At 67.6% G+C, this 15,051-nt stretch carries 13 protein-coding genes and 1 tRNA gene; 9 read left to right on the top strand and 5 right to left on the bottom strand.

Annotated elements, in window-relative coordinates; translation table 11 throughout:
- The first annotated feature begins 108 nt into the window (after nt 1–108).
- From thiL to FSB78_RS14820, 9 genes are all read left to right on the top strand, one after another.
- Nucleotides 109–990 carry a thiamine-phosphate kinase gene (gene thiL, locus FSB78_RS14860; protein ID WP_147083357.1) on the top strand — a complete coding sequence of 294 codons (882 nt, stop codon included), beginning with the start codon at nt 109–111 and terminating at the stop codon, nt 988–990.
- A gap of 91 nt (nt 991–1,081) precedes the next feature.
- Nucleotides 1,082–3,235 (top strand): sodium-translocating pyrophosphatase, encoded by a 2,154-nt coding sequence (locus FSB78_RS14855; RefSeq protein ID WP_147083356.1) that lies wholly within the window; start codon nt 1,082–1,084, stop codon nt 3,233–3,235.
- A 323-nt stretch (nt 3,236–3,558) separates the two neighbouring features.
- The gene (locus tag FSB78_RS14850; RefSeq protein WP_147083355.1) at nt 3,559–4,695 is read left to right on the top strand and encodes a hypothetical protein; all 1,137 of its coding nucleotides are present in this window, start codon (nt 3,559–3,561) and stop codon (nt 4,693–4,695) included.
- Nucleotides 4,696–5,105: 410 nt separating this feature from the next.
- Nucleotides 5,106–5,324 (top strand): translation initiation factor IF-1, encoded by a 219-nt coding sequence (gene infA, locus FSB78_RS14845; protein ID WP_031441079.1) that lies wholly within the window; start codon nt 5,106–5,108, stop codon nt 5,322–5,324.
- A gap of 23 nt (nt 5,325–5,347) precedes the next feature.
- Complete coding sequence (locus FSB78_RS14840; RefSeq protein WP_147083354.1) at nt 5,348–5,914, top strand: Maf family protein; 567 nt, start codon at nt 5,348–5,350, stop codon at nt 5,912–5,914.
- On the top strand, nt 5,907–6,848 hold the full coding sequence (locus FSB78_RS14835; RefSeq protein ID WP_147083353.1) for a ribonuclease E/G: 942 nt from the start codon (nt 5,907–5,909) through the stop codon (nt 6,846–6,848). Before FSB78_RS14840 ends, FSB78_RS14835 begins: the two co-directional genes overlap by 8 nt.
- Nucleotides 6,848–7,030, top strand: coding sequence for a DNA gyrase inhibitor YacG (locus FSB78_RS14830; protein WP_147083352.1), 183 nt, complete (start codon nt 6,848–6,850; stop codon nt 7,028–7,030). The genes FSB78_RS14835 and FSB78_RS14830 overlap by 1 nt, the downstream gene beginning before the upstream one ends.
- Nucleotides 7,031–7,082: 52 nt before the next feature.
- Nucleotides 7,083–7,158 (top strand) — tRNA-Phe (locus FSB78_RS14825).
- 262 nt (nt 7,159–7,420) lie between these two features.
- Complete coding sequence (locus tag FSB78_RS14820) at nt 7,421–10,561, top strand: TonB-dependent receptor domain-containing protein (RefSeq protein WP_147083351.1); 3,141 nt, start codon at nt 7,421–7,423, stop codon at nt 10,559–10,561.
- A gap of 104 nt (nt 10,562–10,665) precedes the next feature.
- Here FSB78_RS14820 and FSB78_RS14815 read toward each other — a convergent pair whose 3' ends face one another.
- The 5 genes from FSB78_RS14815 to FSB78_RS14795 all read right to left on the bottom strand — a co-directional run bounded on the left by FSB78_RS14815 (nt 10,666) and on the right by FSB78_RS14795 (nt 15,013).
- A complete protein-coding gene (locus FSB78_RS14815; protein WP_199743192.1) occupies nt 10,666–11,754 on the bottom strand; it encodes a 5-(carboxyamino)imidazole ribonucleotide synthase in 1,089 nt (362 codons plus the stop codon).
- A complete protein-coding gene (purE, locus tag FSB78_RS14810) occupies nt 11,751–12,239 on the bottom strand; it encodes a 5-(carboxyamino)imidazole ribonucleotide mutase (RefSeq protein WP_242008328.1) in 489 nt (162 codons plus the stop codon). The genes FSB78_RS14815 and purE overlap by 4 nt, the downstream gene beginning before the upstream one ends.
- Nucleotides 12,240–12,391: 152 nt before the next feature.
- Nucleotides 12,392–13,078: a 2,3-diphosphoglycerate-dependent phosphoglycerate mutase gene (gene gpmA, locus FSB78_RS14805; protein WP_147083350.1), complete on the bottom strand. Its 687-nt coding sequence runs from the start codon at nt 13,076–13,078 to the stop codon at nt 12,392–12,394.
- Nucleotides 13,079–13,289: 211 nt separating this feature from the next.
- A complete protein-coding gene (locus FSB78_RS14800) occupies nt 13,290–14,408 on the bottom strand; it encodes a M14 family metallopeptidase (protein WP_147083349.1) in 1,119 nt (372 codons plus the stop codon).
- Nucleotides 14,405–15,013: a DUF4136 domain-containing protein gene (locus tag FSB78_RS14795; protein ID WP_147083348.1), complete on the bottom strand. Its 609-nt coding sequence runs from the start codon at nt 15,011–15,013 to the stop codon at nt 14,405–14,407. Before FSB78_RS14795 ends, FSB78_RS14800 begins: the two co-directional genes overlap by 4 nt.
- Between the last annotated feature and the right edge of the window lie 38 nt (nt 15,014–15,051).

Genomic DNA, 15,051 nt, shown 5'->3' with positions numbered 1-15,051 from the left:
GGGAGCCCAGGAGTCGCGAGCGCTGTCCTCCGTAACCCTGGACTCCCGCCTGCGCGGGAGAACCGAACACAGGGGGACACCGCCCCCCGTACAGGGTAAGCGCGGATCGTGACCGAAGACGATTTCCTTGGCCGTTTGCGCACCTTCCCGCTCCACCCCGGCGCGCAAGGCCTGCGCGACGACACCGCGATCATCGGCGGGCATGTCGTCACCACCGACACCTTGGTCGAGGGCGTCCATTTCCTCCCTACCGATGCGCCCGAGGACGTCGCGTGGAAGCTGGTCGCGACCAACCTGTCCGATCTCGCCGCCAAGGGCGCGGTGCCGGCGGGGATCCTGCTCAACTATCCGCTCGGCGACGATGCCTTCGACGCTGGCTTCCTGCGCGGGCTGGCCGAGGCGCTCGCCACGTTCGACACCCCGCTGCTCGGCGGCGACACCGTCACGCTGCCGTGCGCCGCGCCGCGCATCCTGACCGTCACCGCGTTCGGCACCGACGCCGCCGCGCCGCCACGCAGCGGGGCGCGGGCAGGGGACGCGCTCTGGGTTACCGGCACGATCGGCGATGCCGGCGCCGGGCTAGCGATCGCGCTCGGCGCCGACGGCCCGGCGGCGCTGCTCGCCGCCTATCGCCGCCCCCAGCCGCGCCTTGCCGAAGGCCGCATCATCGCGCCGCGCGCGCGCGCGATGATGGACGTCTCGGACGGCCTGCTCCTCGACGCGCAGCGGATGGCGGCGGCGAGCGGCCTCGCGGTCACGATCGACCTCGCGCGCGTGCCGCTCTCGCACGCCTACCGTGCGCACGCGGGCGACGCGCTCGCCGCCGCGACCGCGGGCGACGATTACGAGCTCCTCTTCGCAGCGCCTGCGGACGGCGACTTCCCCGCGACCCGGATCGGCGGTTTCGCCCCCGGCGCCGGCCTCACGCTCACCCGCGGCGACGTCGCCGTCCCGCTCCCCGCCAGCCTCGGCTACGCGCACGCGCGATAACTTGCGTCGGCGGTACAGGCTGTTACGCTCCCCCCACGACCCGACAAAGCGCGGGCGCACGAGAGGAAACTGAAAAAGGGACTGCTGGCCTATGACGACCGTGTACGTGTCCATCATCTGCGGCGTCATCGCCGTCTTGTACGGCTTCATCACCAGCAGGCAGGTCCTCGCCGCCAGTCCCGGCAACGAAAAGATGCAGGACATCGCCGCCGCGATCCAGGAAGGCGCGAAGGCGTATCTCGGCCGCCAGTACACCACGATCGCGGTGGTCGGCGTCATCGTCGCCGCGATCCTCCTGTTCACGCTCGGCCTCACCTCGACGATCGGCTTCGTCATCGGCGCCGTGCTGTCGGGGGTAGCCGGCTATGTCGGCATGAACATCTCGGTGCGCGCCAACGTCCGCACCGCGGAGGCCGCGCGCACCAGTCTCCAGGCCGGCCTCACCATGGCGTTCCGATCGGGCGCGGTCACCGGCATGCTCGTGGCGGGCCTCGGCCTGCTCGCGATCGCGTCCTTCTTCTGGTACCTCACCGGCCCCGCGGGCCACGCGCCCAACGACCGCATCATCGTCGAGGCGCTCACCGCGCTCGCGTTCGGCGCGTCACTCATCTCGATCTTCGCGCGGCTCGGCGGCGGCATCTTCACCAAGGCCGCCGACGTCGGCGCCGACCTCGTCGGCAAGGTCGAGGCGGGCATCCCCGAGGACGACCCCCGCAACCCCGCGGTCATCGCCGATAACGTCGGCGACAATGTCGGCGACTGCGCGGGCATGGCTGCCGACCTGTTCGAGACCTATGTCGTCACGCTGGGCGTCACGATGATCTCGATCGCGCTGCTGATCCAGGCGAGCCCCGCCGAGCTGATGCGCCTGATGAGCCTCCCCCTGCTCGTCGGCGGCGTCTGCATCGTCACCAGCATCATCGGCACCTACATGGTCCGGTTAGGGCGCGGCACGATCATGGGCGCGCTCTACAAGGGCTTCTTCACCTCCGCGATCCTCTCGATCCCCGGCATCTGGCTCGCGACCAAATACGTACTCGGCGACCTCAACGCGACGATCGGCGGCGCCGGCTTCCTCGACCCCGCCACCGACGACCTGACGACGCAGGCCACGCCCTCGCTCACGCAGAGTTTTACGGGCATGGACCTGGTCTGGAGCATGATGATCGGCCTCGTCGTCACCGCGTTGCTCGTCTGGATCACCGAATATTACACTGGCACCAACCACCGCCCGGTGCAGAGCATCGCGAAAGCATCCGAGACCGGCCACGGCACCAACGTCATCCAGGGCCTCGCGATCAGCCTCGAATCGACCGCGATGCCCACCCTCGTCATCGTCGTCGCGGTGATCGTCGCCTACCAGCTCGCCGGGATCATCGGCATCGCCTTTGCCGCCACCGCGATGCTCGCCCAGGCCGGGATGGTCGTCGCGCTCGACGCCTATGGCCCGGTCACCGACAATGCCGGCGGCATCGCCGAGATGGCGGGGCTGCCCGACGACGTCCGCCAGCGCACCGACGCGCTGGACGCGGTCGGCAACACCACCAAGGCGGTGACCAAGGGCTATGCGATCGGCTCGGCCGGGCTCGCCGCGCTCGTGCTGTTCGGTGCCTACACCACCGACCTCGCCACCTATTTCCCGGACGTGACGGTCGATTTCAGCCTCTCCAACCCCTACGTCATCGTCGGGCTGCTGCTCGGCGCGCTGCTCCCCTACCTCTTCGGCGCCTTCGGCATGACCGCGGTCGGCCGGGCGGCGGGCGCGGTGGTCGAGGAGGTCCGCGCGCAGTTCCGCGACAATCCCGGCATCATGCTCGGCACCAGCCGCCCCAATTACGGCCGCACCGTCGACCTCGTTACCAAGGCCGCGATCCGCGAGATGATCGTGCCGTCCCTGCTCCCCGTGCTCAGCCCGATTGCGGTCTATTTCATCATCACCGCGGTGGCGGGCCAGGCGAGCGGCTTCGCCAGCCTTGGCGCGATGCTGCTGGGCGTGATCGTCTCGGGGCTGTTCGTCGCGATCTCGATGACGAGCGGCGGCGGCGCCTGGGACAATGCGAAGAAATACATCGAGGACGGCCATCACGGCGGCAAGGGATCCGAGGCGCACAAGGCCGCGGTGACCGGCGACACGGTGGGCGACCCGTACAAGGACACCGCGGGGCCCGCGGTGAACCCGATGATCAAGATCACCAATATCGTCGCGCTGCTGCTGCTGGCAGCCTTAGCTGCCAGCGCAGGCTGAGGCGAAGCCCCAGCAAGCGCGACCGGCCGAGGGGTCCCCGCAAAGTAGTACTTTGCGGGGTGCCCCGGCGGGGGCGCCCAATCGCCCCCGTCCGACGACGCGGCTTCGCCACGACGCGAGGCAGGAAGGCGCGCTGCCGCCCTCTCAGCTCCCCTCCCTGAAAGGGAGGGGTCGGGGGTGGGTCGACGCCCGCGCAACGCTGGCGAGTATCACCTGGAACACCCGACGAAATTCTTCGAACATCGCCATTTCAGAAGGTAGCTGCCAAGCTCGAAACAGGCCATCATGCCGGGAGTTCCCGCATGGGGCGGTGGAGATGCTGCATGGGACTTCTGGCTCCGCTGTTTCTAGCCGCGACGATGCTGTACGTAACAATCGCGGGCGCAGCACAAGAAACGACGTCATCCTTAAATCTGCCGGAGGGGCGTGACCGCATCTTTACTTCATTCGAAGCGGCTACGCCGGCTTTGGTCGAACTACTGAAGGCGGGTGCGATCAGGCGCGCTTCCGCTGCTGATTTCCAGCGTCTTGCAAAGGCCTGGCACGCGCGTGGGGTCGATGTCGCCTTGGATGGCGACGACTCGTTCTTGGGTCATGTGACCTACGTCGTACTCCGTCGTGTCACTATTCCCACGGGTATGCACGGTGGGAAAAGCGCGGTGTTCCTGATCGAAGCAGGCGTGGAGACACCGAAAGATGCCGGCAGCCATAATTCATATGTGAGTTTGGCGAATGGCCGCTGTGTCGGAGCGAACGTGCAAATCTGCTATTCGGTCATGCCCGAGGCGGCTGTAGCGGAGCCGCTCCCCGGGGTTCGTGCGATCGGCTGCGGCGCCAATATTTGGCGGCCAGGCACGGTCAAAGCCATTCCGCCAGGACCGCTGCGCCTCGTTGAGGTCAGGTGCGGGCCGAGCAGTCACACATTTCAAACTACTCCGCCTGAGGGAAGCAACCGGAAGGCGTCTACTCAGCTCCCGCCCAACACCAAATCCATCTTGATTCTGCACGATCTGCAGCCGAAAGGAATTCAGTGTCACGATTGTGGGATACAACCGCCCCCGGAGCCCCATACCGGGCCTTTGCTGGAGCGGCGTAACGCCCAAACCGGTACGATCGAATGGATGCTGAACGCGACTGCGACGACGTGGTGGCAACAGGATCTTTTCGCCATCAGCAAAAGCGGTCGGTTCGCACTCTTGCTTATGCCGCCAGCAACGTTTGACGCCGGTTCAAGGATAGCGCTCGTGTCACTTGCTGACGGTAAGGTGATCCAAGACGTACTGAGACTATCGGTCGGCAGCATGCGTCCCCTCGCTGACTTCGTGGGTGACGATACGGCTTGGATCGCGATTGGGAACGTCACACTATGGCTGCGCCTTAATGAAGGAGCGGTACCAAAAGCGCGGAGGCACTCTGGACGCGCTCGCTCTGGCAAGCGTCAAAATGAACACGCGGTATAACGTCCGCCTCGGATCGACTGCCAACCGGCAGCTTCCCGAAGACGGGCTGGCCGGACGCGCAAAGGCCGCATTTGATGCCTAGGCCGCACAAATTCGTGTCCTACAAACCCCGTTCGCGCTACGTTCCTGCGCGACTCGCTCTTTGACACCTCCACATCCCTCTCGCGATCGCGATCGCGCGACATCCGCCGAAAGTTGAGACCCGCGAAAAACCCCCTCCACGTCTCAACATTCACAACATTCGCACCACCCCGCCGCCGCAAAACCACCCTCTCGCGCATGCCCTTCGTGACCTTCCGCCCCGCTGGAAACCCGCCCCTCCACCCCCCATATCCGGGCAACGCTTCCCTTTTCGCCGCTTTGCCGCTAAGGGCCCGCGTTCGATATTCCCCAAAGATCAGAGGTTTTGTTTGGCCAAGGAAGAACTGCTCGAGATGCGCGGCCGCGTGGTGGAATTGCTCCCCAACGCGATGTTCCGGGTCCAGCTCGAAAACGACCATGAGATCCTCGGCCACACCGCCGGCAAGATGCGCAAGAACCGCATCCGCGTGCTCGTCGGCGACGAAGTGCTGTGCGAACTCACGCCCTACGACCTGACCAAGGGTCGCATCACCTACCGCTTCAAATAAGCATTCCGGACATCGAGGCTCCCATGCTGGTTCTGGCCTCCTCCTCGCCCCGCCGCCGCGACCTGCTCGCCCGGCTCGGGGTCGTGCCGACCCGCGTCGCCGCGCCCGCCATCGACGAGACCCCGCGCAAAGCCGAGCCACCGCGCGACTATGCGCTGCGCCTCGCGGTCGAAAAGGCGCAAGCGGTGGACCGTGCAGACGGCGAGATCGTCCTCGCCGGCGACACCACGATCGCGCTCGGCCGCCGCATCCTGCCGCCCGCCGACACCGAGGCGGTCCAGCGCGACCTGCTGGCGAAGCTGTCGGGCCGCCGCCACCATGCGCTGAGCGCGGTCTGCGTGATCGACGCGACCGGCAAGGTCCGCACCCGCATCGCCGACACCGTCGTCGCGTTCAAGCCGCTCTCGCCGGACGAGATCGACGCCTACGTCGCCTGTGGCGAAGGCCTGGGGAAAGCCGGCGGCTACGCGATCCAGGGCAGGGCGGAGGCGTTCGTCCGCTTCCTGTCGGGCTCGCATTCGGGCGTCATCGGCCTGCCGCTGTTCGAGACCCGCGCGCTGCTCAAGACCGCCGGCGTCCCGCTTGCCTGAATGGCTGTTCGAGGCCGGCATCGGCGAGGCCAGGGCGGCCCTGGTCGATGACGACCGCATCATCGAAGCCGCGATCGAACTGGACGGGGGGGCCTTGCGCGTCGGCACCGTTGCCCGGGCCCGCCTCGTCGCCCTGCTCCCCGGCCGCCGCGGCCGCGTCGCGCTGGACGGCGGCGAAGCGCTCCTGCACGTCCCCCCCGGCATCACCGAGGGCGCCGCGCTCACCGTCGAGATCGTCCGCGAAGCCCTCCCGGAGGCCGGCCGCGCCAAACTCGCCAAGGCCGTCGTCACCGACGCGCCCTTACACCCCGCACCCGACCTGCGCGCCCGCCTCGCCGCCACCGGCCACCCGGTCCGCGCGCTGCGCCCCCACGAACCCGACGCACTCGAGGCCGCGGGCTTGTCCGAACTGCTCGACGAGGCGCTGACCGGCGAGATCCTCTTCCCCGCCGGCGCGCTGCGCCTGTCGCCGACGCCCGCGATGACCTTGTTCGACGTCGATGGCGGCCCCCCACTCGACGCGCTCGCCATCGCCGCGGCGCGGCACGTCGCCGCCGCGATCCGCCGCCACGGCATTGGCGGCTCGATCGGCATCGACTTTCCCACGCTGCAGGGCAAGGCGCAGCGCCAGGCGGTCGCCGCCGCGATCGACGACGCGCTGCCCCCGCCGTTCGAGCGCACATCGATGAACGGCTTCGGCTTCCTGCAGATCGTCCGCCCCAGGCCCCGCGCCTCGCTCCCCGAGCTGCTCCGCGCCGATCCGGTCGGCGCCGCCGCCCGCGCGGCACTGCGCAGCCTAGAACGCACGCCCCCCACCGCCTCGCGCCGCCACACGCTGCCCGCCGCCGTCCATGCCCGGCTGATGGCGCAACCGGGCTGGCTGGCGGAACTCGCGCGCCGCACCGGCGTCGTCCACGACCTGGAGAGTGCCTGATGCCCGCCTCGACCCCCGTCAAATGCCCGATCTGCGGCAAGCCCGCCGCGCCCGACACCACCCCGTTCTGCACCAGCCGCCACCGCGACCGCGACCTGCTGCAATGGCTCGGCGAGGGCTATCGCATCCCCGGTCGACCGATTTCTCCAACTGGGCTGGACAGCGACGAGGACGCCGACTAAACGCGCCCTTCCGGTCGAAAGACCGGCGACGTTCCGACCCCGGTCGGACGATGCCCGGATAGCTCAGTTGGTAGAGCATGCGACTGAAAATCGCAGTGTCGGCGGTTCGACCCCGTCTCCGGGCACCATTTTCTTGAAGCGCCACACCATCGTTCCGCCGCGAGCTGCCGCATGCCTGTCGTGCCGGGCGCCTCGCGCCGGCCTCCCTTTGCCCGTGACCATCCCGGAGTCAGCATGCATGTCGTATTGTGACAGATCTGTCACAATTGGATCGCAAACGGTGTGATCGACGCGTCGGACATTAACCGAAGCTTGCGGAAGCGCCCCGTTCCGCGAAATATCACCGCTTCAACGTGCGACATAACGTACAAAAATTGGGGTGATTATTCGATGAAGATCCATGGTTTCCTGTCGGCGACGATCCTCGCCGCGGGTTCGGTCCTGCTGCTGCCGACGGTGGCGTCGGCGCAGACCGCGCCTTCGACGCGGGACGATACGGTGATGGAAACCGGCACGCAGGTCGCTGCCGAGGCGGCCGCCGCACCTCTTGACGACACGATCGTCGTCACCGGCTCGCGCATCGCGCGTCCCAATCTCGAATCGCCGTCGCCGATCACGTCGCTCAGCCTGCAGGAGCTGACGCAGACCGGCGACGTCTCGCTCGGCGACACGCTGAACAAGCTGCCGTCGATGCGCTCGACCTACAGCGCCTCGAACTCGACGCGCTTCATCGGCACCGCCGGCCTCAACATCCTTGATCTGCGCGGGCTGGGCGTCAATCGCACGCTGGTCCTCGTCAACGGCCGTCGTCACGTGACGACGTCGCCCGGCGACAGCACGGTCGACGTCAACACGATCCCGGTCGACCTGACCGAGCGCGTCGACGTCGTCACCGGTGGCAACTCGGCCGTCTACGGCTCGGATGCCGTCGCGGGTGCGGTCAACTTCGTGCTCAAGCGCGACTATGAGGGGCTGCGGTTGCGTGCGCAGAGCGGCGTCACGCCGCGCGGTGATCGCCCGTCCTATTTCGGCAGCCTGACCGCGGGCACGAACTTCGCCGACGGCCGCGGCAACATCGCCGGGTCGGCGGAATACAGCGAATCGGGTGCGCTCTACTTCACCGACCGCAGCCGCTACGGCTCGACCGGCCGCCGCCAGTTCAACGCGAGCGAGAACGTCCTCAACGAGCCGGGCGCCGGCAACGGCATCTCGGACACGACCTTCTATTCGCGCGTCCGCAACATCGCGATTTCCGAAGGCGGCGCGATCACCTCGGCCTGCCCGGCGGCGGTCGCCGGCAATGCCGCCGTCGCCGCGCGCCGCGCGTTCAACTGCACCGGCGAGTTCAGCAACACGGGCGCGGCGCTCGGGCGCGTGTTCGTGTTCGACGACACCGGCAACCTCGTGCCCAACGTCGTCGAGAAGGATTTCCGTCCGTTCGGTTCGGGCAACGCGATCGGCGGGCTCGGCTCGTCGCAGCGCCTGACCGGACAGCTGCAGCCGGGGATCAAGCGCTATTCCGCGAACGTGCTGGCGCATTACGACGTCTCGGATGCCTTCCGCCCGTTCGTCGAGGCCAAATATGTCCGCGTCAACGCGATCCAGGAGGGGCAGCCGACCTTCCTCCAGGGTACGCTGCCGGCCAGCTACAGCGTCACCAACCCGTTCCTGTCGGCGCAGGCGCAGTCGGTGCTCGCGCAGACGCTCGCGCCCGGCGCGACGACCTTCACCGCGCAGCGCATCAACGTCGATTTCGGCGCGCGTGGCGAGAATCATCGCCGCGAGACCTATCGCATCGTCGGCGGCGTCGAGGGCACGTTCAACACCGACTGGCGCTACGAACTCGCGTTCAACTACGGCCATCTGGACACGTTCTACGCGACGTCGGGCAACGTGAACGTCCAGAAGTTCATCCGGTCGCAGAATGCGGTGCGCAACGCGGCAGGCGCCATCGTCTGCGGGGTCAACGCCGATGCGAGCACCACCAATGACGATCCGGCGTGCGTTCCGGTCAACCTGTTCGGCAAGGGCGCGCCGAGCGCGGCCGCGCTCAACTATTTCGTCGTCAATTCCACCCGCCGCGAAGAGGCCGACCAGTACGACGTCACCGCCTTCGTCTCGGGCGACCTGTCGCAGCTGTTCGAACTGCCCGGCGGCCCGATCGGCTTCTCGCTCGGTGGCGAATATCGCCGCGAGACCGCCTATTCGGCGTTCGACGAGGTGACGCGCAGCGGGGCGACCTTCCTCAACGCGATTCCCGTCTTCGACCCGCCCGCGCAGGTCGTGAAGGAACTCTACGGCGAAGTCCGCATCCCGCTGCTGAAGGACGTTCCGTTCTTCCAGGAACTGACGCTCACCGGCGCCGGGCGCATCTCGGACTATAACATCGGGGCGACGGGCACGGTCTATTCGTACAATGGCGGGCTGACCTGGTCGCCGATCAGCGACATCCGCCTGCGCGGCAGCTACGCCCGCTCGGTCCGCGCACCGACCCAGGGCGATCTGTTCTCGGCACCGAGTCAGACCTTCCTGAACGGGCTCGTCGACCCGTGCAGCCAGACCAACATCCGCAACAACCCGAACCGCGTCGCCAACTGCGCCGCGGCGGGGGTTCCGACCACGCAGACGTTCAACGGCATCACCGAGCCGTTCACCAACGTGCCGACTGCGGGCATCAGCGGCCTGAACGGCAGCAACCCGAACCTGCGCGAGGAGACCGCGGACAGCTTCACCGGCGGCGTCATCATCCAGCCGAGCATGGTCCCCGGGCTGACGCTGTCGGTCGACTATTACAACATCAAGATCACCAACGTGATCTTCTCGCTGCTGCCGCAAACGATCATCAACCAGTGCTATGACAGCCCGAGCGGCATCAACAACCAGTATTGCGCGGCGCTGACACGCAACCCGAACGGCACCTTTGCGGGGCAGTCCGGCGTCACCCACGCAGGCGTACAGATCGCCTTCCCGACGACCGGCCAGTCCTTCCTGTCGGGGCCGTTCAACTTCGCCAAGCAGAAGACGTCGGGCATCGACGCGGACCTGAGCTACAGCCGCGACATCGGTCCGGCGAAGGTCACGCTGCGCGGCATCGTCAGCTACCTGATCAACCGCGACAACTATACCGACATCAACACGCCGAGCTTCATCGACCAGCAGAAGTTCGAGGTCGGCGATCCGGAATGGGCGGGATCGTTCACCGCGAACGCCGATTTCGGGATGTTCGATATCAACTACAACATGCGCTACATCGGCAAGCAGACCGTCGCGGCGCAGTACGAGACGCAGAACTCGGTGCAGGGCCGCCCGGCGAACAACCCGGACGCGTTCCCGTTCGTCTTCTACCCGGACGTGACCTATCACAACCTCCGCGTCGGCGCGGACGTCACGGACAAGTTCCGTTTCTATGCCGGCATGGACAATGTGTTCGACCGCCAGCCGCCCTACGACATCACCGGCACGACCGGCGCGCAGGGTATCTTCGAGAATGTCGGTCGGTTCATGTACGCCGGGATCGAAGCGAAGTTCTGATCCTTCGGGCCTAAACGGAAAAGGCCGCCCTCACGGGCGGCCTTTTTTTTTGGTGCTGGGTTTCGATCGGATCGCGGGAGCGCCGCGCGCCGCGCGAGGACGTGCTAGCGCATCACCCGCGTCACATGCCCCATCTTGCGCCCCGGCCGCGAATCGCCCTTGCCGTAGAGGTGCAGGTGCGCGCCTGGCTCGGCGAGCAGCCGCGGCCACGCATCCGCCTGCGCCCCCACCAGATTCTCCATCGTCACGCGGGCGCCGGTCAGTGCGGTCGACCCCAGCGGCAACCCGCAGATCGCGCGGATGTGATTCTCGAACTGCGAGCACTCCGCGCCCTCGATCGTCCAGTGCCCGGAATTGTGCACCCGTGGCGCCATCTCGTTGAACACCGGGCCGTCGGGCGTCGCGAAGAACTCCGCCGCCATCACGCCGACATAGTCGAGCCGCTCGGCGATGTTCCGCGCGACGTCGATGGCGGCCTCGGCCTGCTCGACGATCACGCCGCGCGCCGGCACCGTCGAGGTCGCGAGGATGCCGTCGTGATGCACGTTTTCGGGCGTGTCCCAGGTAACGACCTGCCCGTCGCGCCCGCGCGCCAGCAGCACCGAGAATTCGGCGAGGAAGTCGATCCGCCCCTCGACGATCGCGGGGACGCCCGCGGGCAGGGCAGGGGGGCTCCCCAACGCCGCCCAGGCCGCCTCCGCGTCGCCGATATCGTCGATCCGCACCTGCCCCTTGCCGTCATAGCCGAACAGCGTTGTCTTGAGGATCGCGGGCGCACCGATCTCGCGCAGCGCGCGCGCCAGATCCGCGGCACTCGCGACCTCGCGGTACGGCGCGGTCCGCCCGCCGAGCTCCGTCACGAGCGCCTTCTCGTTGGGGCGATAGCGCGCGACGTCGAGCGCGCGCACCGGCGGATGCACGCGCACCCGCCCCGACAGGAACGCGACCGCCTGCGGATCGATATTCTCGAATTCATAGGTCGCGACGTCGACGCGCGCGGCAAAGGCGCGCATCGCATCGGCATCCTCGAACCGGCCCTGCGTCCATTCGGCGGCGACTTCGGTCGCGGGACCGGTCGCCTCGGGCGCATAGACATGGCTGCGATAGCCGAGCTGCGCTGCCGCGACCGCGAGCATCCGCCCGAGCTGTCCGCCGCCCAGGATGCCGATCGTCGAACCGGGGGGCAGCATCATGCGGGCTCGTCCACGACCGACTCGGTCTGTGCCGCACGCCATGCCTTCAACCGACCGGCGAGCGCCTCGTCCGACGTCGCGAGGATCGCGGCGGCCAGCAGCCCGGCATTGATCGCACCGGGCTTGCCGATCGCCAGCGTGCCGACCGGAATGCCGCCCGGCATCTGCACGATCGAGAGCAGGCTATCCATGCCCTTCAGCGCCTTGGATTCGACGGGGACGCCGAGCACCGGCAGATGCGTCATCGCCGCCGCCATGCCGGGCAGGTGCGCGGCACCGCCGGCGCCCGCGATCACGACCTTCAGCCCGCGATCGGCGGCCGTCGTCGCATAGTCATAGAGCCGCTGCGGCGTGCGGTGTGCGGAGACCACCTTGGTCTCGTACGCGACGTCCAGCGCGTCGAGCGTCTCGGCCGCGTGGCGCATCGTCTCCCAATCGGAGCTGCTACCCATGATGATGCCGACCAGCGCCATTTCGCCCCCCATGCCGAGAAGCGCCCGTGCCTAGCGGCCGGGGGTAGCGAGGGCAAGGAGGGGCCACCCTCTCCCGTTCTCCCGCGAAGGCGGGAGCCCAAGGTTACAGACGATGACGCTCGTGACCCCTGGACCCCCGCCTTCGCGGGGGAACGGCAGCCGCCTCAGCGCTCGCTCAGATAGTACCGATCGAGCGCCTTCAGATCGTCGTCCAGCTCGTACACGATCGGCTGCCCCGTGGGGATTTCCAGGCTGGTGATCTCGTCGTCGGGGATGTTCGACAGATGCTTGACCAGCGCGCGCAGCGAATTGCCGTGCGCGGAGATGAGCACGCGCTGCCCGTCCTTCAGCGCCGGTGCGATCCGCGCGTCCCAATAGGGAAGCACGCGCGCGATCGTATCCTTCAGGCTCTCGGTCTTCGGGATCGCGATCCCCGCATAGCGACGGTCCTTCGACAGGTCGAACTCTGACCCGTCCTCCAGCACCGGCGGCGGAATGTCGAAGCTGCGCCGCCAGGTATGGACCTGCGCATCGCCATGCTTGGCCGCGGTCTCGGCCTTGTTCAGCCCGGTCAGCCCGCCATAATGTCGCTCGTTCAGCCGCCAGTCCTTCTCGACCGGCAGCCACAGCCGCCCCATCTGCTCCAGCGCGATGTTCAGCGTCTTGATCGCGCGGGTCTGCAGGCTTGTGAAGGTCTGGTCGAAATCGAGCCCCTTCTCGGCCATCAACGCGCCCGCGGCCTTGGCCTCGGCCTCGCCCTTTTCGGTCATGTTCACGTCCCACCAGCCGGTGAAGCGGTTCTCGAGGTTCCAGCTGGACTGGCCGTGGCGGATCAGGACGAGTTTCGGCATGCGGGCTCCTTCAATTTTCCTCTCCCCCCGGGACAGGGGGCTCATTCGAAGTCAGGCTTTTCTCTATCCTCCCCCGCCAGGGGGAGGTGGCAGGCGCAGCCTGACGGAGGGGGCGGAAAGGGTAACGGCTGTTCCGTGTCCTCCCCCTCCGTCGCCTGACGGCGCCACCCCCCCTGGCGGGGGAGGATCGTGGACTACCTCCCGATACGCGTCAGATCTCGTCGATCATGTCGGCGAGCGTCTCGAGCATCGCATGCGCGAGCCGCTTCGATCGTTCGGGAGACCAGCCGAACTCCGCATCGGGGTTCGGGTCATGATCCTTGAACGGCATTTCCAGCGTCATCGACACCGCGCCGAACCGCTCGGCGAGCTGGTTGGTCGACATCGACAAGTTGGCAGTGCCCGGCGCCGACTTGGGATAGCCCTTCTCGGTCTGGAAATCGGGCGTGTGCGCCGCCAGCCGCCGACCATATTCGTAATATTTCTCGCCGAGCGCGTCGGTCCAGGACGGGATCCCCTCGAACCCCGCGAGGAAGTTCGCCGGGATCGCCTCGTCGCCATGGACGTCCATCGCCACCGCGACGCCGGTCTCGTCCATCGCGTTGCGCACGCACAGCACTTCGGGGCTGCGCTCGGGGGTCGGCGTGTCCCATTCGCGGTTGAGGTTCACGCCCGCCGCGTTGGTGCGCAGATGCCCGCGCCGCGTGCCGTCGGGGTTCATGTTGGGCACGACGTGGATCGTCGTCTTTTCGAGCAGCGCGGCGGTGATCGCGTCGCCGGTATCGGTCAGCCGCTCGAGCGCGCCTTCCATCCACCATTCGGTCATCGATTCGCCGGGATGCTGGCGGCCATAGATCCAGACCTGCTTTTCCCCCGTGCCGAAGGTGAAGCAGTCGATCGCCTGCCCGTCGAGCGACACGCTCAGTTCGCGGTGTTTCGCAGCCGGCGACAGCGCGGTGCGCGCGACCAGCGCCTCGTGCATCTCCATCGTGTAGGGCGCGAAATACGCGAACCAGACCAAGTCGGTATTCCCGGTCCATTCGAACTCGAGCACGCCGTCGACATAGCGCGTCGGGATCATCCGCCAGGCGATCCGGTCGGTGCTGGCGCGGACCTTGTAGCCCGGCCAGCCGAACGGATAGGCGGAGCCGCCCGCATTGACGATGCGGTAGGTGACGGTCCGGCCGGTGGCGCCCGCGACGCGGAAATAGAACCACTGGTAGAAGTCCGACTCGCGGTCGTGGACGATCTCCAGATCGACGACGTCGCCGTCGATCTGGTTCAGCCGGATGTTGCCGCCGTCGAAGGCGGCGTTGAGCGTGATGGTCATTTCACCTGAATAGTGCGCCCGGACTCGCCGGGGAACCCCGTGAACAGCGCGCGGGCCAGCTTTCCGGCCTGAATGTCGGTCGTCGCATCGGCCTTGCGCGCATCGGCGAAGCTCTGTGCGCGGCCTTCCCAGACCGGCGACTGGTCGGCGCTGCGCTTGATCGTCACCGACAGCTCGGTGACCAGGATCGCGCTGCGCCCGCCGCCGCCGATCGGAAAGCCGACGCCGCCGCCCAGGCCGACGCCACCGCTGCCGCGTCCGCCGCTGAAGCCGCCGCCGCCCAGGCCGATGCTGATCGGCGACTGGCGCGGCGGGCCGGCCTGCGTCGTGCGCGTGAACGCGACCGTCGCGATGAACTGCGGTTTCGCGCCCGCCGCCGGTACGCCGTAGCCGGACTTGAGCAGCTCGCCCTGCACGGCGGCGGCATAGCTCTTGAACTCGAGGCTCGCCGGCGCTGCCGACAGCGGCTGCACGGTCACCGTGCCACGGTCGATCGGCGCACCCAGATGATAGCGCAGCACCTCGGTCGGCGGCAGCGATACGGTGGTGCATGCCGCCAGGCCGGCTCCGGTCAGGGCCAAAGCGAGGATCGAACGCATGGTCATCGGGCGGTTCCCATTCTATTGTTGTGCATTCGTAACGC

The organism is Sphingomonas ginsenosidivorax (genome assembly GCF_007995065.1).
In the GTDB taxonomy this organism is placed as follows: Bacteria; Pseudomonadota; Alphaproteobacteria; order Sphingomonadales; family Sphingomonadaceae; genus Sphingomonas; species Sphingomonas ginsenosidivorax.
The sequence above is the reverse complement of the archived record's forward strand: the minus strand, read 5'-3'. Positions and strand labels throughout refer to the sequence as shown.